The following is a 22,891-nucleotide window of genomic DNA, read 5'->3' as shown; positions in this document are numbered from 1 at the left end:
AGCCGGTGACCGGAGCGTTGGCAAACGTCGTTGCGAGAAGAAAGCCTTCGCGTCAGCGCGCGATGCGCACCGCCTGGCAGAACTGACGTTTGGCCTTGAGTGCGCTGCAGGCCTTGCCGGCATCGGCGCGGGTCTCGAAGGCCGCACCGACGAGCCTGACGAAAGTCCCGCGTCCGTCGCCTGCATCGAACTCGATGGTCTTGAGTTCAAGCGCGCCGAGATCGTCCGGATAGCGCTTCTGCAATGCCGTCCAGCCGCGACGGGCACCGCTCTGGGTGCGGTAGGATTCGAGGTGGATGCCCCATTTTCCGGTCGCGCTCGGCGCGGTCATGCCGGTCTCGGGCTTTTCCATCTTCTCTTCGGCGGCGGCCTCTTTCGGAGGCATTACCTTGTCTTCCGTCATGGTCTCCAGCTTGGAGACGACGGATTCGAGCCGCGAAATAAGCATCACCAGACGCGTATCGTCCATGGCTGGCATGCTTTCGCCACGCTCCTCCGCCTTGGCCATCCTGTCGTCGGTTCCCGCCATCGGGGTCTCCGCCTGCATCTTGTCTGCTGCGGCGATCCTCGGATTGACGACGTCGGTCTTGTGCGTCGGCTGTTCGACCGTCACCGGCATGCTGGCCGTTCGGTTGTCCGCGAGATTGACGGACATCAGCTCCTTGCGGGAACGCGAGTTCGCGAAGATCCGCTCGCGCAGCACGTAGTTCTGGGCCACGGGCGCGTAATAGAGGCTCGTCTCCACATCCTTGCGCTTGCAGTCGATCCGGAAGGTGGTGAAGGTCCCGGCGGGGACCGTGACGTCTTCCTGCCCGGCGACGACGCAGCGTAGTTCGTCTTCCCAGCCGGTCGGCACCTTCTCGCTGTTTCCGCGGATGCCGAAGGCGACGATATTGCCTTCCTGCAGCGGGAACAGGGTCCCGGGATTGCCGATCACGGTCTGCCGGCCGCGTCCAAGTTCCGGATGCGAGGACCAGGACAGTTGCGGCGTGACGAGTTCGTTCGTGGTGGTCCAGATCAGCCCGGAATCGTTTGTCCAGGTCACCCGGTCGGGAGTGACGCCGACAACCTGCTCCTGCACGACAGTGCCGTCATCGTTGAAAACGTAGGTGTCGCCAGGTTGATAGAGCGGCTTCGGCGCCGGCGGCAGCTGGGCGAGCGGTTCCTTCGCCGGAAGCGCCTCGTCCGCGCTGAAAATGCCGAAATCGGGGATCTCGAACGAGCACGCGGAAAGCATGCCGATCAGGGCCAGGGGAAGAAGACGTCGGGAGAGTAGCCGCATCGTGTTTTTCGTCGCCTGAAAGGGGCGCCGCACCCCGGGTCAATAGCCGGAAAAATATCCAATATCTTGGCTTTAGTGTCAACTCGACCCCTAGATGATGTTGCAACGGTGAAAGGCTGAAACGGCACGGGGCGAGCCGTTGACAGAGCTTCTTCGCAGCCGCACTCTTGGGCTCTCATCTGAGGCCCGCCGCGCAGTCCTTGCGGTTTTACCGGGCCATCACCGAAAGGACATTGCGATATGGTTACGGCGAAAGCGGATCTGGTATTGCGCGGGGGCAATGTGTTTCTCGGCCGCGGTGCCGGATTTGCCGAATCGGTGGCAATCTGGGGTGGCAAGGTCATCGCCCACGGCTCGGATGCCGAACTGGACGGGCTGGTCGGCGACGGGACGAAAGTCGTGAATCTCGGCGGCCGTCTCGCGGCGCCGGGCTTGAACGACGCGCACCAGCATCTGCTCTCGGTCGGGCTGGGCCTCTCGGAGATCGACTGCAAGAAGGACACCCGCCTGCAGGACCTGCTGGCGAAGGTGAAGGAGCGGGCGGCGAAGGCGAAGCCCGGCGAGTGGATTTTCGGCCGCGGCTACGACCATTTCGAGCTCGATGCCAAGCGTCATCCGTTCCGCGAGGAACTGGATCAGGTGGCGCCGAACAACCCCGTTTATGTGAAGCGCACCTGCGGCCATATGGGCGTCGCCAACAGCGCCGCTCTGTCCCTGGCAGGGATCGACGAGTCGACGCCTCAGCCCGAGGGCGGCCATATCGAGAGCCAGAACGGCAAGCTGACCGGTCTGCTGCAGGAGCGGGCGCAGGAAAACATCACCGCGGTGCTCAGCGATCACACGATCGACGCGTTGGCCGAAGGCGTGCGCGCCGGACAGCGGCACAATCTTTCTCTAGGCTTCACCAGCGTCACCGATCCGGGCGTCGGTTTGCGCCAGGGCTATGACGAGTGGCTCGCCTACCAGCAGCTGAAGCGCCAGGGCGGCTTCGGCCTCCGCATGCATCTGATGCCGCTTGCCGGCGCCAGCGGCTGGCCCGACCGGGCGATCGATCTCGGCCTGATGACCGGGGACGGAGACGAGTGGCTCCGCGTCGGCCCGATGAAGCTCTTCACCGACGGCAGCGCCGGCGGCAAGACCGCGGCAATGTTCAGCCCCTATCTGAATGAGCCGGAAAATCTCGGCATCATGATCTACGAGGACCGGCAGCTCTTCGACTATGTGAAGGACTATCACGACCGCGGTTACCAGGTTGCGGCCCACGCCATCGGCGACCGTGCGATCGAGCAGATCCTGACTGCCTACGAGCTGGCGATCGGCAACGACGTCGAGAGCCAGGGCAACCGCCGTCACCGGATCGAGCATTGCGGCTTCCTGTCACCGGAGCAGCTCGCCCGCATGAAGCGGATCGGCGTGCTGCCGGCGCCGCAGGCGATCTTCATGTACGAGTTCGGCGATCTCTATGTCGACGTGCTGGGCGAGGACCTGGCGGCCAAAGCCTATCCGCTGCGCTCCTTCCTTGACGCGGGCGTCCATCCCTCGGCGAGTTCGGACGCGCCGGTCTCCTCGACCAATCCGTTCCAGAACATCTATTCGATGATCACCCGCAAGACCAAGCGCGGCACCGTGCTCGGGGCCGACCAGCGGGTGAGCCTTGAAGAGGCGCTGCATTGCTACAGTTATTGCGGTGCCTACGGTTCCTTCGAGGAGGACATCAAGGGGACGCTGGCGCCGGGGCAGCTCGGCGACGTCACCGTGTTCGACCGCGACCTCTTCGCGATCGAGCCGGAGGAGATCCTCGAGGCCAACGCCGATCTCACCATCGTCGGCGGGGATATCATGCACGACCGCCTGGGCGAGGCGGCCTGAAGTCAGCAAAGCAGAGCCGGAAGCCGGCCCGGAACAGAGAGAGCAGGGACATGTCGAAGACCACTTTGATCAAGAACGCGGCCTGGGTGATCGGCTGGCAGGCCGGGGCGAACGGCAGCGCGGCCGGACACCGATTCTTCCACGATGCCGACGTCGCCTTCAGGGACGGCACGCTGATCCATGTCGGCCCCGGTTTCGAGGGCACGGCGGACGAGACCGTCGATGGCAGCCGGATGATGGTTATGCCGGGCTTCGTCTCAATCCACAACCACCCGACTTCCGAGCCCGGCAACAAGGGGCTGAATGAGGAACTCGGCAGTCCGAAGCTCGGGCAGAGCGGGCTTTACGAATACATGCCGGTCTTCCGGATTCTCCCGGAGGCCGCGCCCTATACGACGCGCTACGCCATTCACGAGATGCTGAAGAGCGGCGTCACCACCTTCGCCGATCTCTCCGGCGCCCGGGACACCTGGGTCGAGGACGTCGCCGACACGGGTATCCGCGCCGTGCTCTGTCCGATGTACCGGGACGCCGTCTGGTCGACCAAGGACGGGCATTCGGTGGTCTATGACTGGGACACCAAGGCCGGCGAGAAGGCGATGGAACGCGCCATCGAGATCATCGAGGAGGCGGACAAGCATCCCTCCGGCCGCATCTCCGGCATGATGGGCCCGTCCCAGATCGATACCTGCACGCCCGAGCTGATCAAGGCCTCGCACGAGGAGGCCAAAAGGCGCGGCATCAAGATGCAGATCCACGCCGCGCAGAGCGTGGTCGAGTTCAACGAGATCACCCGACGCCACGGCCTGACGCCGCTCGAATGGCTCGACAGCCTCGGCGTGCTGGACGAGACCACGATCATCGGCCACTGCATCTTCCTGAACGACCATCCCTGGCTGCACTGGCCGCAGGCGGACGACTTCAATCTGCTGGTGAAGTCCGGTGCCAATGTCGCGCACTGTCCGACCGTGTTCTGGCGCCGTGGCATCGCGCTCAACCATGTCGGCCGCTACGTGAAGGCGGGCATCCCGCTCGGCCTCGGCACCGACACCTTCCCGCACAATTTCATTCACGAGCTCGAAGTCGCGATGATCGTCGGCCGCATCATGTCCGGCGATTACAACAACGCGACGACGGAGGAGATCTTCGACGCCGGCACGATCGGCGGCGCCAAGACCCTCGGCCGCGACGATATCGGCCGGCTCGAGGTCGGTTGCAAGGCGGACCTGGTGATGGTCGATCTCGACCATGCCTACATGCAGCCGGTGCGAGATCCGCTCCGCAGCCTGCTCTATTCCGCCGGCGACCGGGCGGTGAAACATGTCTATGTCGACGGCAAACGCGTGGTCGATAACGGCGAGGTCGTCACCATCGATGTCGCGGAAGCGGCCGCGAAGATGACCGAGTACCAGAAGATCACCATGTCGACCGTGCGCCAGCGCGACTGGGCCCAGCGCCCGATCGAGACGCTGTCGCCGATGAGCTATCCCGACGCGCACTGAGGAGCGGACACATGAGCGAATATGATCTGGTCGTCCGCGGCGGTACCGTCGTCAACGCCTCGGATATCGTGAAGGCCGATGTCGGCGTGAAGGGCGGACGCATCGTCGCCCTCGGCGAGAAGCTCGGGGCCGGCGCGAAGGAAGTCGATGCGTCGGGCCGGCTGGTGATGCCGGGCGGCGTCGACAGCCACTGCCATATCGACCAGCCTTCCAGCACCGGCGGGCGCAACGCGGAGACCTTCGAGAGCGCGACCCGGTCTGCGGCCTGCGGCGGCACCACCTCGGTGATCTGCTTCGCCCCGCAGCAGAAGGGCGTCGGCCTCGCCGACGGCGTCGCCGCCTATCACCAGCGGGCGAAGAGCGCCTGCATCGATTACAGTTTCCACATCGTCATCAACGATCCGAACGACGCGGTCGTCGGCGAGGACCTGCCGAAGCTGATCGGCGAGGGTCACCGCTCGATCAAGCTCTTCATGACCTATGCCAGCAACCGGGTCGATGACGGGCAGATCCTGCGCATCCTGGAGGTCGCGCGGCGCAACCAGGCGCTGGTCTGCGTCCATGCCGAGAACCACGACGCGATCATGTTCATGACCGAGAAGCTGCTCGCGGCGGGTCTGAACGGCACCAAGTACCATTCCTGGTGCAAGCCGGCCCTGGTCGAGCGCGAGGCGACCTACCGGATGATCGCGCTGGCGGAGTTGATGGACCAGCCGATCCAGATCTTCCACGTCACCTGCGGCGAGGCGGCGGAGGAGATCCGCCGGGCGCAGCAGCGCGGCCTCAAGGTCTTCGCCGAGACCTGCCCGCAATATTTCGTCCTGACCGAGAAGGATCTCGACCGCGATGCGCGGGAAGGGGCGAAGTACCTCTGTTCGCCCGCGCCGCGCACCGAGGCGGAGCAGGAGGCGCTCTGGGAATATGTGCGCTCCGGCACCCTTGGCAACGTCACCTCGGATCACGCGCCCTACAATATCAACGATCCGGACGGTAAGTTCTGGGCCGGCGACAACGCGCCGTTCAGTCGCATCGCCAACGGCGTGCCGGGGCTCGAGACCCGGATGCCGATTGTCTTCCACGAGGGCGTGGTGAAGGGGCGGCTGAGCCTGCAGGAGTTCGTCGCAGTGACCTCGACCAACGCCGCGAAGCTCTTCGGCCTGCATCCGCAGAAAGGCGCGATCGCGGTCGGCGCCGATGCCGACATCGTGGTCTGGGACGCGGAGAAGAAGACCACGATCACCCAGGACATCCTGCACCACGCGACCGACTACACGCCTTACGAGGGCATGGAAGTCACCGGCTGGCCGGCGGCGACCATCGCACGCGGCTCGGTCCTCTGGCAGGACGGCAAGGACATGTGCGAGCCCGGCTTCGGCAAGTTCCTCGCGAGGGAGCCGTACGACTATATCAAGCCGCGCGGGGAGTTTCCGACACCGTTTGATCCGGTCGCCGGAAAGGTTATGGAATAATCAGTCAGAATAAGTTTCGAACAGAGGAGCACTTTGATGTCCCGCATCCTGACCATCGGCGCCGCACAGCTCGGCCCGATCGCGCCGGAGGAGTCCCGCGCCAGCGCCGTCAAGCGCATGATCGAGCTGCTGAAGCAGGCGGGCGACCGCGGCTGCAATTTCGTCGTCTTCCCGGAGCTCGCGCTCACCACCTTCTTCCCGCGCTACTACGAGGAAGACATCTCGAAGATGGACCACCATTTCGAGCGCGAGATGCCGGGGCCGGAGACCCGGCCGCTGTTCGAGGAAGCCTCCAAGCGCGGCATCGGTTTCTATCTCGGCTATGCCGAACTGACGCCGGACGGGCACCGCTACAACACCGCGATCCTGGTCGACGAGACCGGCAAGATCACCGGCAAGTACCGCAAGGTGCATCTGCCAGGGCACTCGGAATACGATCCGAAACGGCCCTGGCAGCATCTCGAGAAGCGCTACTTCGAGCCGGGCGATCTCGGCTTCGGGGTCTGGCGCCAGCAGGGCGGTATCATCGGCATGGCGATCTGCAACGATCGCCGCTGGCCGGAGACCTACCGGGTGATGAGCCTGAAGGGCGCCGAGCTGATCGTGCTCGGCTACAACACGCCGGACGTGAACACCTCGGCCTTTGAGCCGAACCATCTGCGCATGTTCCACAACCATCTGACCATGCAGGCGAATGCCTACATGAATTCCTGCTTCGTCGTCGGCGTCGCCAAGGCGGGGATGGAGGACGGCTGCATGCTGATCGGCGGCTCCTGCATCATCCAGCCGTCGGGCGAGATCGTTTCCCAGGTCTCCTCGGTGGATGACGAGCTGATCACCTATGCGGCCGATCTCGACCTCGCCAAGATGGGCAAGGAGACGGTGTTCAACTACGCCAAGCACCGGCGGATCGAGCATTACGGGATCATCGCGAGCCAAACCGGTGTCGAACTGCCGCCCGAGCTTGCCGACGCGGCGGAGTAGGGCGGGCACATCGCCTTCACGTGCTCGTCACCTTGGGTGAGGCGGACTTGGCGCTATAGTCCTGGCACCATAGATCAATAACCCGCCCGGTCTTCCGGGCGGGCCGTTCGAGGTCCGGAGTCCCAATGTCGAGGTTCGCCAGCTTCATTCTTGCCGTTTTCCTCGTCGCCTCTGCCGCGATGCAGAGTGCGCGCGCCGGGCAGGTCGAGCGGATCCGCGTCGAGGGAGAGCTGATCGATACCTGGTGCTACGTCACCGAGATCATGTATGCGCGCGGCTCGGCGCATTATCAGTGTGCGGTCTGGTGTGCGGTCGGCGGCATTCCGGTCAGCATCCGGGCCGAGGACGGCACGCTCTATGTCGTGCTCCGTGTCGAGGCCGACACGCAAAACGTCTCCAATCCCTCGATGGTGAAGATCCAGAGCCACAAGGTCACGGTCGATGGAGACCTGATCCGGCGGGACGGGGTGAATTACCTGCTGGTGACGCAGGTGGCGGACGACGACGGCGTGGTCGATCTCACGCACGAGAAGTTCGGCATCCAGCCATGGGGGATGTGAGCATGGCCCGGCACCTTCTGCTGCTTCTCCTGCCGTTCCTTCTCGCCGTTTCCATGCCGTCGCACGCGGCACAGAAATGGGGCATCGACGGCGAAATGACGGCGCAGTTCGAGGCGAAGGTCGTCGACATGCTCTGCGAGCTGAGCGGAGACTGCCCGGAGAATTGCGGCGGCGGCAAGCGCCAGCTCGGTTTGCTGCGGGACGACGGGCGGCTGCTGATGGCGGTGAAGAGCAACACGCTCTTCGCCGGGGCGACGCTCGATCTGCTGCCCTATTGCGGCGGGCGGGTCGAGGTCGACGGACTGATCATCACCCATCCCTCGATGGTCATCTACATGCTGCAGAAACACCGCAAGCCCGGCGCGGTCGACTGGATCCAGGCGACCGCCTTCGCGAAGGACTGGAAGAAGCGCAACGGCACGACGGACGCCAAGCGCTGGTTCCGCCGCGATCCGCATATCGGGGAGGTCATCGGCACCTACGGCAAGGTCGGGCGGCCGGATCTGGTCCCGCCGCCTGCCGAATAGGGGCTGCTGTGACGCGGTTTCTCCTTGCTGCTTCTTTGGCACTGGCTGTGCTGTTCGCAGCATCCGCGGCTCGCAGTGCGGACCTGCCGTCGCTGTTCGGCGGCCCGTTCTCGCTCATCGACGAGACCGGCGCGAGGGTCGCACCGGACAGTTATGCCGGAAAGTTCATGCTGGTCTATTTCGGCTATTCCTATTGCCCCGACATCTGTCCGACAGACCTCGCCGTGGTGGGGCAGGCGCTGGACAGTCTCGGGCCGCTGGTGGAACGGGTGCAGCCCCTTCTGATCTCGGTCGATCCCGAGCGCGACAGGTGGGAGTCGCTCGCCGCTTTCACCGATGCCTTTCATCCCGCCCTGGTGGGCCTGACCGGAACCGAGGCGGAAGTCGCGGCTGCTGCGAAAGCCTACCGGGTGCATCGTCGGAAATTCCGGCTCGACGGCGCGTCTGAGGACGATTACCTCGTCGACCATTCGACCCTGACCTACCTGATGGGCCCGGACGGCCGGTTCGTTACCATGTTCCCGCGCGGCACCACGCCGGCGCGGATGACCGAGGTCCTGCGGAAGTATCTCTCCGGCTGAACCCGCTCAGCCGTCGAGCGGGATGATATTGTCGAGATAGCTGTCAGCGTTTGCCCGCAGCAGGACGTTCAGGATCTGCCCGTAGGCGATGCGCAGCATCTGGTTGTTCGAATGCAGCAGGTTCTCCCGCACCTTGTTGATCAGACGCTGGTTCGCACGGACGAGCGGGCCGGTGAAGTCGATCGGGGTCGTGCCGTCGATGCCTTGCGGTATGAGGGTCAGGGTAAGCCACTGGCTCGGCAGGCCGCCGTTACGGGTGGCAATGATGAGATCGCCGTCATTGGCCTGCGGCAGCCCCAGATTGGCGTTGTTGACGGCATTGGCGTCCTTCACTTCGGCTTTCATGGTCACGGGAAACCAGATCCTGTCGCCGATCCGGCTCGCCTTCAGCGTCAGCAGCGCAGCCAGAGCCCAGTCGCATGAGAGCTGCTCCGCATCCACAAGCGTCCGCAGGCCGGACACGATCGGCGCTTCGGCGGTCAGTGCGCCGCAAACCATCTTGCCGAGACCTGTCTGACCCAGCACGCCGGCGGCAGTGACGACGGCTTTTCTCGTCGTGTCGTTCGGCTTGATCTGGCTGGTCGCGAGCGCCTGATGCAAAAGGAACAACGGTTCGAAGACCTGCACGTAGAAATCGTCGGGCAGCGGGTGGAACCCGTAGAGCCGTTCGTAATCGTCGGCGAAGTTGGAAACGAGCAGGCCCGGCGCTTCGAAGGGGATGTCGTTGGGCAGCTTTGCGTTACCGCCGGGGCGCGGAAAGACCGCCGCCATGTTGCAATGGTTCCAGGCCGTGATCAGCCGGTCGATCCGCTTGCCGGACTTGTGAGCGCTGTGGCTCTGGCCCGCCGCGAGCTCGATCAGAAGATTGAGGTTCTCCTCGCACTGGTATTCCCAGTTGCAGACCTTGACGTAGGCCTGATTCTGCTGCGGGTTCGCCGGGATCTTGTCGTAATAGACCCGGTCCTGCAGGTAGAACCATTCGGGCGAGGCGATGCGCGGTATGGCGACGTCGACGAACTCGCATTTCGCTGCGCCGTGTCCGACATCGGCCCGGTAATCGTCCTTGGCGATGTCCTTCGGCTGGCTGACCGAGATGCCCGGAAACCTCAGGGCCGTGCGGATCAGATCGAAATCGTCGATCAGGTTGTTGGCGTAGAGCGAGAGGTTGTAGGGCGATTTCGGACGCTTCTGCTCGCGGGTCTCGAATTCGGCCGTGTAGAGGAAATCGTCGAACGGCCCGAGCTCCTTCAGCGTGCGTTCGGACTCGGTGTAGGTGAAGTCCGACGTCACGACCTTGAAGATGTCATAGGGCAGCTTGGTTCGGTTGACCTCACGCGCCTGCTGTTGCGCGATCGCCAGCTCCGTCACCTCGAAGCCGAGGCTGTCCATGCGGCCGGGGGCATAGGGGAAGAAGCTGTAGTCCACGTCGAACCACTCCGACTTCACCCGGCCGACATCGGAGACGAAGAACAGTTTCTCGTCCCGGTCGCGATAGACCAGCAACTGGTTGCCGGAGCTGGCGGTGATTGCCTGAAAGGCCCGCTGGATGTCCGGGCCGCGGATCCCCGAAAGCGCCGGTTCGAGCCCGGACAGGCACTTGGCGATGGTCAGGGCGTCGGCGTTCACCGGGTAGTTCGCGCCGTCGATCGGCGGCGTCAGGTCCTGGGAGAGGAAGTCGACAAGGTGGGAGAGTGCCTCGACCTGATTGCAGAGATAGAGCGGGGCCTGGAGGGCCTGGTTCGAGAGGATCTGGGTGAGGTTGGCGAAGCGCGTCGTGCCGATGGTCTCGGCCAGCAGCATCTTGATGCGCTGCGCGACGGAGGCCATCACCGCGCCGGTGGTGAGGCCGGGCGGATAGGCTTCTTTCTCGATCAGCAGATTGAAGTCCGCGTCGCCCGCATAATTGTTCCAGACCAGCCGGTTCGGCGGGTTCTGGGTTGCCTGGGCTTCGAGGTTCTCGATCCCGAGACCGCCCTTGACGCTGAGCGAGGTCAGCTTCGCGAGCGTGACCTGCTTGGCCGGCGCCGGGAAGAGAGGCACCGTGTCCGCGTTGAACGCCTTGATGAAGGCGGTGGTGTAGGTCTCGAGCTCGTTCCGGATCGGCTTGATCTTGAGAAGCTGGCCCGTGACCGCGCTGTCCAGACTGCGTTTGTGATCGACCGAGATTTTCCTCACGCGACTGCTCCGTCTCCGCATTGTCCCCGGCCGCGCCGGAGGCTGCCGGTCGCGGTATCAGGTCGACGCGTGAGAAGCGGTCAATGTGAAGTCGTTCCTCGCGGCCGCGGTGCGGCCGGGACGGTCAGTCCGGGCGGTTCATCTCGAAGACTTCGGAAACGGCGCAGTAATCCATGTATCCGAGGCGGCCGACCGGCTGGTACTTGGTGACGTCGAGACGGCCGTCGGCGACGTATTTCTCGTCGATATGGATGCCGACGACCTCGCCAAGGATGATGCAGTTGCGCGCGGTGTCGCTCGCCGACGGAAGCTCGATGGTGCGCAGGTACTTGCACTCGAGATGCACCGGCGCGTCCTTCACCCGGAGAGGCTTCACATACTGAGAGGGCAGGCCTTCGAGGCCGGCATGCTGCATCTCGTCCTTGCCGTGCGGAAAGTGGATTGCTGTTTCGTTCATCTGCTTCGCCTGTGCGGCGCCGACGATGTTGCAGACGAACTCCCCGGTCTTCTCGGCATTCATCTGGCTGTCCTTCGGCGAGCCGTCTGGCCGCGAGCCGCTTGAGAAGATCACGCAGGGCGGGGCCCAGGAGACCGCGTTGAAGAAGCTATAGGGCGCGAGGTTGGTCACACCGTTCTCGTCCAGTGTCGAGATCCAGCCGATCGGCCGCGGCGAGATCGTCGCCTTGAACGGATCGAAGGTGAAACCGTGTTCCTTGTGCTTGCCCGGCTCGAAAAACATGCGCCTCGCTCCTCCCTGTCGCGTGTAAGCCAGAGCGGAATGCCACAAAGCCGGAGGGCGCGCAACGGGGCGCGCCTGAACGGGTGCCATTCCCTGCCGACCCGTATCATGATACCGCTTCGCCCGGAGGAGAGCGGATATGACGACGTTTCCGGAAGAGGATGCGAGGCTGCTGGAAAACCTGCGCGCCGAGTTCGGCAAGCAGGAGACGATGCAGCGGCTCTTCCAGACCGTCCTGCCCCATATCGAAGAGGGGCGGCGGACGCTGGTCTACATCCTGGCGCAGGTCGACCGCATCGGGCACACGGCGATGGAGCCGTTCTTCGTGAAAAGCCTCTACGGTCCGCATTACGACCGCATCCTTCTGGTGACCGGGGAGGGGAGCGGTGCCGGCTACAATCCGTTCATCCTGCAATGCCCGGGACCGGAGTTCGTTCACGTTCCGACGGCCGATCCGATCCTGCCGCTGCTCGGCTTTCTCGACGGCGGTATCCTCGACCTGAAGCTTTTCCATCTTTGCCTCGCCTCGCCGCAGCGCGTGGTCCGCGACTTCGGGCGTCACGCCGTCGCAGGCGGCGAGATCCGCTATTACGAGCTTCCGGACGATATCCGGGAGCGCGGTGAGGCGTTTCTGGCCGCGTCCGGTATGCCGGAGGGAAATCCCTTCGTCATGCTCCATACCCGTGACATGAGCTATCTTCCGGAGAAGGCGCATCATGCCTTCCGCTGCGCCGATATCCGCACCTACAGACAGGCGATCCGGCGCTTCACCGAGGCGGGTTACTGGGTGTTCCGCCTCGGGGACCGGAACAGCATTCCGATGGAAGGCGCCCCGCGCGAGGCGCTCGACGCGTTCCTGCATCCGGCCTACAGCCAGGCGCTGGACATCTTCCTTTCCGCCCGCTGTGCCTTCGCCTTCAATCAGGCCTCAGGGCCGGAAGCGCTGGTCCGCGCCTTCGGCCGCCCGGCCGCGACGGTCAATCTCGTCTATGAACTCCTGCGCCTGCCGCTGAAGAACGACCTGCTGCTCTTCAAGGACTATGTCTCGTCCGCCAACGGAATGCGGCTGTCCTATCGGGAGATCCTGGAACGGGGTCTTCCGGCAGTGGGGAGCGGCGAGGTCTTCGCGAAGATGGGCGTCGAGATCCGCGAGAACGACGAGGGTGAGCTTGAGGAAGCGGCCCGGAGCATGATCGACCGCGATCGAGACGGGACGGATGTCACCGCGGATGCCGAAGCGCTCGATAGCTTCCGGGAACTCGGTCTGGCATACGAACAGCGGCTGATGGCCGATCCGGTCATGCAGAGGGACAACCACGATTTCTACGCCCATGCGCACGGCTTCGGCGTGCCGGCGCCCTCGGTTCTCGCGCGAAAAGGTTTTCTGGACCCTGCCTGACGGCTGGTCTATCTAGCGCGCTGCCTGCATTTCCCGGACCCGCCCATGCTCTACCAGCTGTTCGCGATCATCGCCCCGGTTTTCATCTGCTCGGCCTTCGGCATCGTCTGGGCACGTTTGAAGCTGCCTTTCGACAATGAGTCCGTCACCTCCATGGTGACCCTGATCGGTACGCCCTGCCTGGTCTTCGGAACCCTGGTCGGCCTGGAGCTCTCCATCGACTCTCTGCTGCGGATCGGCGCGGGCAGCGCCCTGGTTGTCGCGGTGACGGTGGCCGTGATCGTGCCGGCACTCTTTCTCTGGCGGAAATCTCAGCGCGCCTACCTTCCGGCCCTAATGTTCCCGAATGTCGGAAATATCGGCCTGCCGCTCTGCCTCTTCGCTTTCGGCCAGGAAGGCCTGGCGCTGGGGATTTCCTATTTCGCCGTGCAGGCGGTCACCATGTTCACCGTCGGCAACGGGATCGCGTCCGGGAAATTCGGCATCGGATCGCTGACCCGCAATCCCATCATCTACTCCGTCGCGGCCGCGCTGGTCTGCATCTTCGGCGGGATCGACGTGCCGAAATGGATCATCGACACCGCCGACCTGATGGGCGGCATGTGCATTCCGCTGCTGCTGATGACGCTCGGCGTGTCGCTCGCCAAGCTGCGGCTTTCCAACCTGCTTGACAGTCTCGGGGTGGCCTTGCTGCGGCTGGTGGTCGGCTTCGGCGCCGGTGTGTTCGCGGCTTGGGTGCTCGGGACCAGCGAGATGGAAACAGGCGTCGTCATCCTGATGTCCAGCATGCCGGTCGCGATTTTCCCCTACCTGTTCGCGGTCCGTTACAACCGGGAACCGGAGACCATCGCGGGCTGCGTCATCGTCTCGACGGTGCTCGGCTTCCTGACCATGCCGGGCCTGCTCTATCTCGTTCTGGAGCTTTCCGGGAAGGCCGGCTGAGGACGCTTACGGCGTCAGGATCTGCCGGATCGCCGTGCCGTCTTCCATGCGGTCGAGCGCGGTGTTGACCTCGGAAAGCGGCATCCGGTGGGTGATCAGGTCCTCGACCGGCAGCAGGCCTCGCTGGTGCATGGCGATGAAGCGCGGGATGTCGGTGCGCGGATTGCAGCTTCCGACGTAGGAACCCTTCACGGTCTTGGCGCCGGTGACGAGCGCGGCCACGTCGAGCTGGAACGGCGTCTTCGGATCGACCAGACCGACCGAGACCACCGTGCCGCCGCGCCTTGCGCTGTCGTAGGCGATCTCGAAGGCGCCGAGCTTTCCTGCAGTCTCAAAGGCGATATCGACGCCGCCCGAGGTCAGGTCCATAACCTCGGCCGCCGCGCTGCGATCGCCGGAATGGATCACGTTGCTCGCGCCGAGGCGTGTCGCGTGCTCCAGCTTCGCCGGATCCGGATCGACGGCGATGATCTGCGAGGCCCCGGCGGCGCGGGCGCCGAGAAGGGCGCTGAGCCCGACTCCGCCGGCGCCGGCAATAACAACCGTATCGCCGGCTCTGATCGCGGCGGTGTTCAGAACGGTTCCCGCGCCGCACATCACAGCGCAGCCGAAGAGCGCGGCGATGTCGAGCGGCAGGTCTTTCGGGATCCGGACCACGGATTTCTCGGAAACCAGCGCGTATTCGGCAAAGGCGGAGAGGCCCATGTGATGATGCACCGGCGTGCCGTCGAGCGAGAGACGCGGGCCGCCGGAGAGCAGCTCGCCCTTGCGGTTTGCCGCGAGCCCCGGTCCGCAGAGATGGGCTTCGCCATCGAGGCAGGCAGGGCAGGCGCCGCATTGCGGCTGGTAGACCAGCACCACGGGATCACCGGTGCCGACCGAGCCAACTCCGGGCCCGGTCTCGACCACGGTTCCGCTCGCCTCGTGACCGGGAACAATCGGCATCGGCCAGGCGCGGACGCCATTGATCACTGAAAGATCCGAGCGGCAGAGGCTTGCCGCGGCGATCTTCACCAGGACCTCGCCTTCGCCAGGCGCGGGGACGCTGACGGTCTCGAGCGAGAGCGGCTTGTGCTCGGCGTATGGACGCGCCGGGTTCGGCGCCCTCAGAACCGCGGCTTTGAACGCGTGGCTCATGCGAATTCGAGGGCGAGATAGGAGTTCATCACGCTCTCGATTGTCTTCTTGTCGAGGTCGCGGACGATGAAGACGAGGCGGGAGCGGCGGTCCTCGTTTGGCCATTTCTCGATCTTGGCCGGCGGATGGAACATGTGCTGCACGGCATGGACCACGACCGGCTCGTCTTCCAGTTCCTTCAGGTTCAGCAGACCCTTGATGCGCAGGATATTCGCGCCGTGGGTCTGCGCCATCATGTCGAGCGCGCCGGCGATCCGGTTCCACTCCAGCGGCTCGTCGAAATAGAGCACGAAGGAATGGATATGATCGTCGTGCCGGCTCACATCGTGATGATGGTGCCCGTGGTCATGATCGTGGCCGTGATCATGATGATGGTCGTGGTGATGCACATGGCCTTCGGTCGCCCGGTAGGCCTCCTCGCGGAGCCATTGGGAGACGTCGGTGCTCTTGGTTTTCGGATTGTAGAGCCCGGCGTTGAAGAGCACGGACGGGGACACGTCACCCTGCACGGCCTTGATCACCGGCGCCGCCGGATTGAGTTCCGCGAGCCGTGCCTCGACCTTCGCGACCTGCTCGGCGTCGGTAACGTCCGTCTTGGTCAGCACGATACGGTCGGCGACGGCGGCCTGTTTCACGCTCTCGAACTGCTTGTCGAACTGCTCCATCGCATGGTGCGCGTCGACCACCGTGATCACCCCGTCGAGGCGGAAGCGCGTGACCAGGAACGGATCTGCCATCATCGTGTGCAGGATCGGCGCCGGATCGGCGAGGCCGGTGGTCTCGACCACAATGCGGTCGAAGTCCGGGATCAGGCCTTTCGCGCGGTCCTTGAACAGTCGCTTCAGCGTGTCCACCAGATCGCCACGCACGGTGCAGCAGAGGCAGCCGCTGTTCAGCAGCACCACGTCCTCGTTCGACTCCATCACAAGCGCGTCGTCGAGCCCGACCTCGCCGAATTCGTTCACGATGACGGCGATGCGGTCCATCTCCGGGTGGCGCATCAGTTTCGAGAGCAGGGTGGTTTTCCCGCTGCCGAGGAAGCCGGTGAGGATGGAGACCGGAAGCCGGTCCGGTTCGCTGGTCGTATCGGTCATGGTTCCGCCCGTTCTGGCGTGGGTTGGTCAATGATGGTGGTGGTGATGCCCGTGATCGTGCCCATGGTCGTGGTTGTGATCGCAGGCGCCGTCATGCGTGTGGTCGTGGTCGTGACGATAGGGCACGACGGCCGCTTCGTCCAAGCGTCCGAAGAGCGAGCGGAAACTCGGGTCGCGTTCGACCTCCGCCGGATGGCCGGTGCAGCAGATATGGCCGTTGAGGCAGAGCACCCGGTCGGTGCCGCGCATCACGAGATGCAGGTCGTGCGAGACCATGATCACCGCGGCGCCGGTTTCGGCCCGGATCGCCTCGATCAGCCGGAACAGTTCCGACTGCGCGGCGACGTCCATGCCCTGGGTCGGCTCGTCGAGCACCAGGAGGGACGGTTTTTTCAGGATCGCGCGGGCGAGGAGGACCCGCTGGGTCTCGCCGCCGGAAAGCGCGGCAAGCTGGCGGTCGAGCAGGTGGCTGATCCCGGTCCGCTCCGCGACCTCCGCGACGCGTCCGCGCACGCCCTTCATGCCGAGGGTCAGGAAGCGGCGCGGGGTGAGCGGCATGGTCGCGTCGATCGCGAGTTTTTGCGGCACGTAGCCGATGCTCGTGCCGGCGGCGAGCGTCACGCTGCCGCTGCCCGGGCGCACCAGGCCGAGGATGGCCCGAAGCAGGGTGGTCTTGCCGCCGCCGTTCGGGCCGATCACGCTGATGATCTCGCCCCGTCCAAGGGCGAAGCTGACATCCTGCAGAACCGCACGGCCGTTATGGTCGATGCTGAGGTTCGCGATGTCGAGAAGCGGCGATGTCCTGTCGAGCATGATTCAGGCCGCGGCCGATTTGCAGGCAGGACACAGCCCCTTGATCTCCACCGTGCTTTCCTCTGCCTTGAAGCCGTGACGTCGGGCGAGGGCGGTGAGCAGAGCGCTCAGTTCCTCGTCCTCGACCTCGAGCGCGGCGCCGCACTCCCGGCAGATCAGGAACCCGCAATCGTGGCCCGCCTCGGGATGGCTGCAGCCGATATAGGCATTCTGCGACTCGACCTTGTGCACGAGCCCCTGCTCCATCAGGAACTCAAGCGCCCGGTAGACGGTCGGCGGGGCGATCTTGGTGCTCGCCTTGCCGTCCCGGTCCGCGTCTTTCTGCATCTCAGAGAGGATATCGTAGGCGCCGACCGGCGCATGGCGCTGCCAGACCAGTTCCAGCACGCGGCGGCGGGCCGGCGTGATGCGGGCGCCACGCTCCGCGCAAAGCCGCTCGGCCGCGCTCAGCGCGTCGTCGAGGCATTGGCCGTGATCGTGGTCCGGACTCGGAAAGCTTTCGTCGGGCTTGTGCACCTGTGTGGCATCCGTCGCAGTCGAAGTGTCTCTGATGCAATAGTATAATGTTTCATATCCACGATCCAAGGATCGGGATGATCCGGTTCCCTGCTGCCGCCGTAACGCAGGATAGGCTGGTTCGGATGCGACCTCATCCGGCCTCGCATGCTGGGATGGAAAGATGAAACCGTTTTGCGCCCGCTTGCTGGCGCTGATCGCACCGGCGCTGATCCTTACGGGCCTCCTGCTGCCCAACGCCGTCACCGCGTCCAGTCTCGTTCCGAAGGGCTGGGCGGAGGATGGGCTGATCAAGTTCAAGGTCTATCGCGAGGGCGATCCGCTTGGTGTCGTCATGTTAAGATTTGACATCAAAGACGGAAAATATCTTGTTGATACACAGACATTATTCGATTTCAGAATAGGGCCGTTTACGCTCTATTACTACGCTCTGCGGGCGCAGGACGAGTGGGACGGGAACAAGCTTCTGCGCGCCCGCGGAGTGGTGAATGACGACGGAGATGTCTTTATCGTCGACGGTGAGTCCGCCCCGGAAGGGTTCCGCTTTTCCGGGCGCGAGGGGGAGCATGTGGCGCCACCCGGCGAGTCGGTTCCGTCGACCTACTGGAATTTCGCCCTGACGGACGCGACCAAGCTGATCGACCTGCAATACGGGCGGCTGCGGAACATTACCATGACCGAGGTCGGTCAGGAGACCATCCTTGCGGAAGGTAGGGAAATCGACGCTCTGCATTACCGGATGCGGGGCGAGCTGGACCTCGACATCTGGTACGGCCGTAACGGCGAGTGGGTGAAAATGACCTTCGTGCATGACGGTGCCGCGTTCGAATATGTCCGCGTCGCGCCACGCGCAGGGGACAGGGACCGCTTCATCGAGCTGGACGCGGTGAAGAGTGCGGGTTCCGAGACCGTCCGGGTCGTGCTGGAGGACCTCGAATGAGCGCGCGCTGTGTCTGGATCACCGGTGCCAGTTCCGGGATCGGTCTTGCGCTGGCCGAACGCATGATGCGGGACGGCTGGACCGTCGCTGGTTCGGCGCGGTCCGCAGAGGCGATGGCGGAACTGGAAAAGCGGCACCCGGAAAAATTCTTCGCCTATCCGCTCGACGTGACGGACGAGGCGGCGGCGAAGGAGACCGTGGCGCGCATTCGTGAAGAGCGGGGTCGTCTCGACTTGGCGGTCCTTGCGGCAGGAACTCACCTGCCGGTCGAGATCGAGGAACTCGAGACGAAGCCGTTCCGGACCTTGCTCGAGGTCAATCTGATGGGCGTGGTGAACTGTCTCGCGGCCGTCGTGCCCGGCTTCATCTCTGCCCGCAAGGGCCACATCGCCGTGGTGTCCTCCGTCGCGGGTTATGGCGGGCTGCCGACGGCGGCAGCCTACGGTGGCACAAAGGCCGCGCTCAATAACATGACGGCGGCGCTGAAGTTCGATCTCGACCGATATGGCGTGAAGACCCAGCTGGTCTGCCCGGGCTTCGTCCGGACGCCGCTGACAGACAGGAACCCGTTCCCGATGCCGTTCCTGATGGAGCCGGAGGACGCCGCGGAAGCGTTCTACAAGGGCCTGCAGTCCGATCGGTTCGAAATTACCTTTCCGCGCCGTTTCGCGATCATTCTCAAGCTCTTGAACGCTTTGCCATACAGTCTCTATTTCGGGCTGGTGAAGCGGGGCACGGGCAAGTGACAGGATTGGCTGAAGATCGGCTGGCGGCCTATGCCCGCTGCTACGAGACGCTGACGGAACAAAACCTCGGAGCGCTTGCCGCGTTGCTCGCTGAGAATGTCCGTTTCAGGGACCCGTTCAGCGATGTCACCGGGCGCGGCAAGGTCATTGCGATCTTCAGGCATATGTTCGAGGCGATGGACGCGCCGGCTTTCGAAGTGCTCGACCGGGTTTCCGGAGAGAGGGCCTGCTATCTCAAATGGCGCATGACCGGACGGGTGAAGGCGGCCGGGGACCGGGAGATCGAGATCGTCGGCCTGAGCGAGATCGAATTCGACGATGACGGCCTCGTCTCCAGCCATATCGACCACTGGGACGCCGCCTCGCAGGTGTTCGGGCTGGTGCCCGTTCTGGGGCCGGTGCTCCGCTGGCTAGGCCGCCGATTTACGCCCGCCGAATGATCCCGTGCGATTGACCGCATTCTTGGCGAAGAACAGGGTGACGGTGCCGATGGTGATGCCGAATTTCGAGACTTCGGCCTTGTTGATCATCACCCCGCCGGGCTGCAGGAACATCCAGTCGTCGAACCGCACCTTGATCGTGTTGTCCCCGACCTTTAGCATCAGGTCGTAGGACCAGTTGAGGGCTTTGCCTCTGGCAACACCCTTGGCGACACCGACCACGTCGTCGGCGCGGCCTTCATAGAGCCCGTCTCCGGACTTCATAATGTGCCAGATACGCTGCTCCTTTTCGCCGTCGCTATAGTTGAAATCCTCGGTTAGCGTCAGCGTGGTCCCATCCCAGTCGCCCTTGATGTCGACGAGGAACTCCCGTTTCAGGTTGCCGAACCGGTCCTCGAAGATTCCCCAGGCCTTGGTCTGGCCCGCGAAATACTCTTCGGGTTTCAGTTCCGGTCCGGTTCCGGCGAAATCTTCGATCTGCATGTTCGAGCAGGCTCCGAGGGTCAGGAGAACCACTAGAATGTACGGAAGACGGCGGATCATGGATCAACTCCCGGGACTGGTTTCTGCGGATTTCAGGTCGATTTTCCGGCGCAGCTCGGCCTGCTTCTCGGCGGTGACCGGAAAGCCGCGCATGATTGCGATGGCCGCGAGCTTCAGGACCACCGGTGCGGCGCCGTAGAGCAGGGAGAGCGTGAGAAGAGCTTCGGCGTCGTTCTCGCCCGCGGCATCGAACCCGGCTATCTCCAGCACCGGAAAGGCGATGCCGACGGCGAGCGCCAGTGCGAGTTTTGTCGCCATGCCCCAGAGCGCGAAATAGAGCCCGGTGCGCGCGCCTCCGCCCTCGGCTGTATCGACATCGACAACGTCGGCCTGCATCGAGGGCGGCAGCACGAGATCGGCGCCGAGACAGAGGCCGGTGCCGACACAGATGGCGAGGAAGGCGAAATAGTCGCCGGGTCCGAGCAGCGGCACGGTGGCGAAGATCGCGCTGTTCAGCAGCATTGCGACGATCCAGGTCCGGTGCTTTCCGAGCCGGTGGCTCACGAAGAGCCAGAGCGGCACACCCGCGATGCCTAGCAGGAAGTAAGTGAGCAGGAGCGTGTCGACGGCCTCCGGCAAGGCGAGACCCTTCTGGACGAACAGGACGAAGAGGGTCGCCGCCAGCCCGTTGGCCAGCCCGTTCAGCAGATACGAGAGGATCAGGCGCAGAAAGGGCTTGTTGCGGATGAGCAGGGCGGCGCCGGCACGCCAGTTATCCACCGTCTTTCGAACCGGGGCTGGTCCCGGAGGTGTTTCCGCGACCAGCCCTGCCGCCAGCAGAACCGAAAGCGGTAAGGCGAGGATCAGGAAAACGGCGAGCGCCGTGAGGACCTCACCCAGATCATTTTGGCCGCCGGAGGCCGCGATCGCGGCTGGCATGCCGGAGGCCAGCAAAGTGCCGAACACAACCATTGTTTCGCGGAACGCGGTGATCCGGGAGCGCTCGTGATAGTCGCCGGAGAGCTCGGCGCCCCAAGCCGTATAGGGCAGCTGCACCATGGTCCAGCCGAGATAGAGCACCGCGCTCCAGGCGAAGAGATGGAGCACGCCGGCACCGTCCGGCGGAACGAAGAGCATATAGACGGCAAGGCAGGTCAGCGGGGTACCGGCGAGGATCCAGGGTTTGCGGCGGCCGAACCGGGTCGCGATCCGGTCGCTCAGCAGGCCGATGACAGGATCCGTGACCGCATCCCAGAGCCTGGCCGCCAGCAGGACGAGACCGACCGCGGCAAGACTGAGCCCCCGGTCCTGCGCGTAGAAGGACGGCAGGAAGATGAAGAGCGGAACGCCGAGCGCGGCGAGGGGCAGCCCGGGAAAGCCGTAGGCGAGGAGCTTCAGCCGCGAGAAGGGCGAAGCAGCGGTTTCTGCCGTCATGCCCTCACGCGTGCTTCAGCGCGATCTGCCGGACATCGATATGGCCCGCGCGGAAGCCACCCTCGCAATAGCAGAGGTAATAGTCCCACATCCGCCGGAAGCGTTCGTCGAAGCCGAGTGGGGCGATCTCGTGCCAGCGCGCGTGGAAGCGTTCCCGCCACATGGCGAGGGTGCGCGCATAGTGGCTGCCGAACCCGTCATTGGCGAAACATTCGAGGCCCGAGGCTTCAATGTGCTCGGTCAGTTTGCCGACAGAGGGCAGCATGCCGCCCGGGAAGATGTATTTCTGAATGAAGTCGGGGTTTCTCCGGTAGGTCTCGAAGCCCTCGTCGTCGATGGTGATGATCTGCATCGCGGCATGGCCCGTGTCTGTCAAACGTGCGCGGACCTGATCGAAAAAGGTCGGCCAGTACTTCTCGCCGACCGCCTCGAACATCTCGATCGAGGCGATATGATCGAAGCGTCCGTCCACGTCGCGGTAGTCGCAGAGCTGGATCGAGACCTTGTCGGAGATGCCCTCGCGCTTCGCGCGCTCGATGGCGTAATCGTGCTGTTCCTGGGAAAGCGTCAGGCCGACCACCCGGGCGCCGTATTCGCGCGCCGCGACCGAGGCAAAGCCGCCCCAGCCACAGCCGATCTCCAGCACGGTCTGGCCGGGCTCGAGGCGCAGCATGTCCGCGATCCGCCGGTACTTGCGCCTTTGCGCCGGCTCCAGGTCTTCCTCGCCCGCCTCGAAGACGGCGGCCGAATAGGTCATGCTCGGGTCGAGCCACTTGCCGTAGAACGCGTTCCCGATGTCGTAATGGTGCGCGATGTTGCGCCGGCTGCCGCGTTTCGTGTTGCGGTTGGCGAAATGCTGCAGCGACTTGAAGAAACGCCCGATGCGGGTACCGTCGATGGCGCGGGAGAGGGCGCGCTGGTTCTGCGCGCCGAATTCGATCAGGGCGGGGAGATCTGGGGTATCCCAGCCGCCTTCCATGTAGGCTTCGCCGAAGCGCACGTCGCCGCCGAGCAGAAGCTTCCGGCTGACATCGTCGGAGGAAAGTCTGACTTCCGCGTGGGGGCCGGGAGTCTGGCCTTCGAAGCGATAGCTCTCGCCATTGGGCGCATGCACGGTCAGCGTGCCGATCCGCACTGCCCTCAACATGATGAGCAGGGCCCGGGTCCACGGCATCAGCATGTCGGTTCGTTTCGGTCTCAGGCCGGTCATCGGAAGCGGATAGTCGGCCGTCTTTTGATCAGTCATTCCAGCTCGCCCC

Annotated in this window: 22 protein-coding genes; 12 read left to right on the top strand and 10 right to left on the bottom strand. The window is 64.2% G+C overall.

The genetic code is table 11. From position 1 onward, the window contains the following. Positions 1–52 precede the first annotated feature (52 nt). Complete coding sequence (locus tag JJ959_RS12040) at positions 53–1,282, bottom strand: SPOR domain-containing protein (protein WP_292883944.1); 1,230 nt, start codon at positions 1,280–1,282, stop codon at positions 53–55. 240 nt (positions 1,283–1,522) lie between these two features. Between JJ959_RS12040 and JJ959_RS12035 the strand changes: the two genes are divergently transcribed. From JJ959_RS12035 to JJ959_RS12005, 7 genes are all read left to right on the top strand, one after another. Continuing rightward, complete coding sequence (locus JJ959_RS12035) at positions 1,523–3,151, top strand: amidohydrolase (RefSeq protein ID WP_292883943.1); 1,629 nt, start codon at positions 1,523–1,525, stop codon at positions 3,149–3,151. Between the two features lie 50 nt (positions 3,152–3,201). After that, positions 3,202–4,653, top strand: coding sequence for an amidohydrolase family protein (locus tag JJ959_RS12030; RefSeq protein ID WP_292883941.1), 1,452 nt, complete (start codon positions 3,202–3,204; stop codon positions 4,651–4,653). A gap of 11 nt (positions 4,654–4,664) precedes the next feature. Then, entirely contained in the window at positions 4,665–6,122 is a 1,458-nt protein-coding gene (gene hydA, locus JJ959_RS12025) for a dihydropyrimidinase (RefSeq protein WP_292883939.1), read from the top strand. 36 nt (positions 6,123–6,158) lie between these two features. Further along, on the top strand, positions 6,159–7,106 hold the full coding sequence (locus JJ959_RS12020) for an N-carbamoyl-D-amino-acid hydrolase (protein ID WP_292883937.1): 948 nt from the start codon (positions 6,159–6,161) through the stop codon (positions 7,104–7,106). Between the two features lie 125 nt (positions 7,107–7,231). Then, entirely contained in the window at positions 7,232–7,666 is a 435-nt protein-coding gene (locus JJ959_RS12015) for a hypothetical protein (protein ID WP_292883935.1), read from the top strand. A 2-nt stretch (positions 7,667–7,668) separates the two neighbouring features. Further along, entirely contained in the window at positions 7,669–8,193 is a 525-nt protein-coding gene (locus JJ959_RS12010; RefSeq protein ID WP_292883933.1) for a hypothetical protein, read from the top strand. Between the two features lie 47 nt (positions 8,194–8,240). Next, positions 8,241–8,774, top strand: coding sequence for an SCO family protein (locus JJ959_RS12005; RefSeq protein WP_292883931.1), 534 nt, complete (start codon positions 8,241–8,243; stop codon positions 8,772–8,774). A 6-nt stretch (positions 8,775–8,780) separates the two neighbouring features. Here the strand turns inward: JJ959_RS12005 and JJ959_RS12000 are convergent, their stop codons facing one another. Continuing rightward, the gene (locus tag JJ959_RS12000) at positions 8,781–10,949 is read right to left on the bottom strand and encodes a hypothetical protein (protein ID WP_292883929.1); all 2,169 of its coding nucleotides are present in this window, start codon (positions 10,947–10,949) and stop codon (positions 8,781–8,783) included. Between the two features lie 124 nt (positions 10,950–11,073). Beyond that, positions 11,074–11,688 carry a flavin reductase family protein gene (locus JJ959_RS11995; protein ID WP_292883927.1) on the bottom strand — a complete coding sequence of 205 codons (615 nt, stop codon included), beginning with the start codon at positions 11,686–11,688 and terminating at the stop codon, positions 11,074–11,076. A gap of 139 nt (positions 11,689–11,827) precedes the next feature. Here JJ959_RS11995 and JJ959_RS11990 point away from each other — a divergent pair, with 139 nt between their 5' ends. Then, on the top strand, positions 11,828–13,087 hold the full coding sequence (locus tag JJ959_RS11990; protein ID WP_292883925.1) for a TIGR04372 family glycosyltransferase: 1,260 nt from the start codon (positions 11,828–11,830) through the stop codon (positions 13,085–13,087). Positions 13,088–13,132: 45 nt separating this feature from the next. After that, positions 13,133–14,029, top strand: coding sequence for an AEC family transporter (locus tag JJ959_RS11985; protein ID WP_292883924.1), 897 nt, complete (start codon positions 13,133–13,135; stop codon positions 14,027–14,029). Between the two features lie 6 nt (positions 14,030–14,035). Here JJ959_RS11985 and JJ959_RS11980 read toward each other — a convergent pair whose 3' ends face one another. Genes JJ959_RS11980 through JJ959_RS11965 form a run of 4 tightly spaced genes read right to left on the bottom strand, consistent with a single transcriptional unit; the run spans position 14,036 to position 17,589 of the window. Next, positions 14,036–15,166 carry a zinc-binding dehydrogenase gene (locus tag JJ959_RS11980; RefSeq protein WP_292883923.1) on the bottom strand — a complete coding sequence of 377 codons (1,131 nt, stop codon included), beginning with the start codon at positions 15,164–15,166 and terminating at the stop codon, positions 14,036–14,038. After that, the gene (locus tag JJ959_RS11975) at positions 15,163–16,260 is read right to left on the bottom strand and encodes a GTP-binding protein (protein WP_292883921.1); all 1,098 of its coding nucleotides are present in this window, start codon (positions 16,258–16,260) and stop codon (positions 15,163–15,165) included. The genes JJ959_RS11980 and JJ959_RS11975 overlap by 4 nt, the downstream gene beginning before the upstream one ends. A gap of 27 nt (positions 16,261–16,287) precedes the next feature. Further along, positions 16,288–17,073, bottom strand: a complete 786-nt coding sequence (locus tag JJ959_RS11970) for a metal ABC transporter ATP-binding protein (protein WP_292883919.1) — start codon at positions 17,071–17,073, stop codon at positions 16,288–16,290. Between the two features lie 3 nt (positions 17,074–17,076). Then, positions 17,077–17,589 carry a Fur family transcriptional regulator gene (locus JJ959_RS11965; RefSeq protein WP_292883917.1) on the bottom strand — a complete coding sequence of 171 codons (513 nt, stop codon included), beginning with the start codon at positions 17,587–17,589 and terminating at the stop codon, positions 17,077–17,079. Positions 17,590–17,752: 163 nt separating this feature from the next. Between JJ959_RS11965 and JJ959_RS11960 the strand changes: the two genes are divergently transcribed. Genes JJ959_RS11960 through JJ959_RS11950 form a run of 3 tightly spaced genes read left to right on the top strand, consistent with a single transcriptional unit; the run spans position 17,753 to position 19,715 of the window. Then, a complete protein-coding gene (locus JJ959_RS11960) occupies positions 17,753–18,529 on the top strand; it encodes a DUF6134 family protein (RefSeq protein WP_292883915.1) in 777 nt (258 codons plus the stop codon). Further along, complete coding sequence (locus JJ959_RS11955) at positions 18,526–19,275, top strand: SDR family NAD(P)-dependent oxidoreductase (RefSeq protein WP_292883913.1); 750 nt, start codon at positions 18,526–18,528, stop codon at positions 19,273–19,275. The genes JJ959_RS11960 and JJ959_RS11955 overlap by 4 nt, the downstream gene beginning before the upstream one ends. Positions 19,276–19,280: 5 nt before the next feature. Then, the gene (locus JJ959_RS11950; protein WP_292883911.1) at positions 19,281–19,715 is read left to right on the top strand and encodes a nuclear transport factor 2 family protein; all 435 of its coding nucleotides are present in this window, start codon (positions 19,281–19,283) and stop codon (positions 19,713–19,715) included. Here JJ959_RS11950 and JJ959_RS11945 read toward each other — a convergent pair. From JJ959_RS11945 to JJ959_RS11935, 3 genes are read right to left on the bottom strand one after another with little or no spacing between them, the layout of a single operon-like run. Continuing rightward, a complete protein-coding gene (locus JJ959_RS11945; protein WP_292883909.1) occupies positions 19,686–20,258 on the bottom strand; it encodes a DUF3833 domain-containing protein in 573 nt (190 codons plus the stop codon). The genes JJ959_RS11950 and JJ959_RS11945 overlap by 30 nt on opposite strands. A gap of 3 nt (positions 20,259–20,261) precedes the next feature. Continuing rightward, the gene (locus JJ959_RS11940) at positions 20,262–21,632 is read right to left on the bottom strand and encodes an MFS transporter (protein ID WP_292883907.1); all 1,371 of its coding nucleotides are present in this window, start codon (positions 21,630–21,632) and stop codon (positions 20,262–20,264) included. Positions 21,633–21,636: 4 nt separating this feature from the next. Continuing rightward, entirely contained in the window at positions 21,637–22,878 is a 1,242-nt protein-coding gene (locus tag JJ959_RS11935) for a cyclopropane-fatty-acyl-phospholipid synthase family protein (protein ID WP_292883905.1), read from the bottom strand. Positions 22,879–22,891 lie beyond the last annotated feature (13 nt).

Origin of the sequence: Nisaea sp., assembly GCF_017640745.1 — a bacterium.
GTDB lineage: Bacteria > Pseudomonadota > Alphaproteobacteria > Thalassobaculales > Thalassobaculaceae > Nisaea.
The sequence above is the reverse complement of the archived record's forward strand: the minus strand, read 5'-3'. Positions and strand labels throughout refer to the sequence as shown.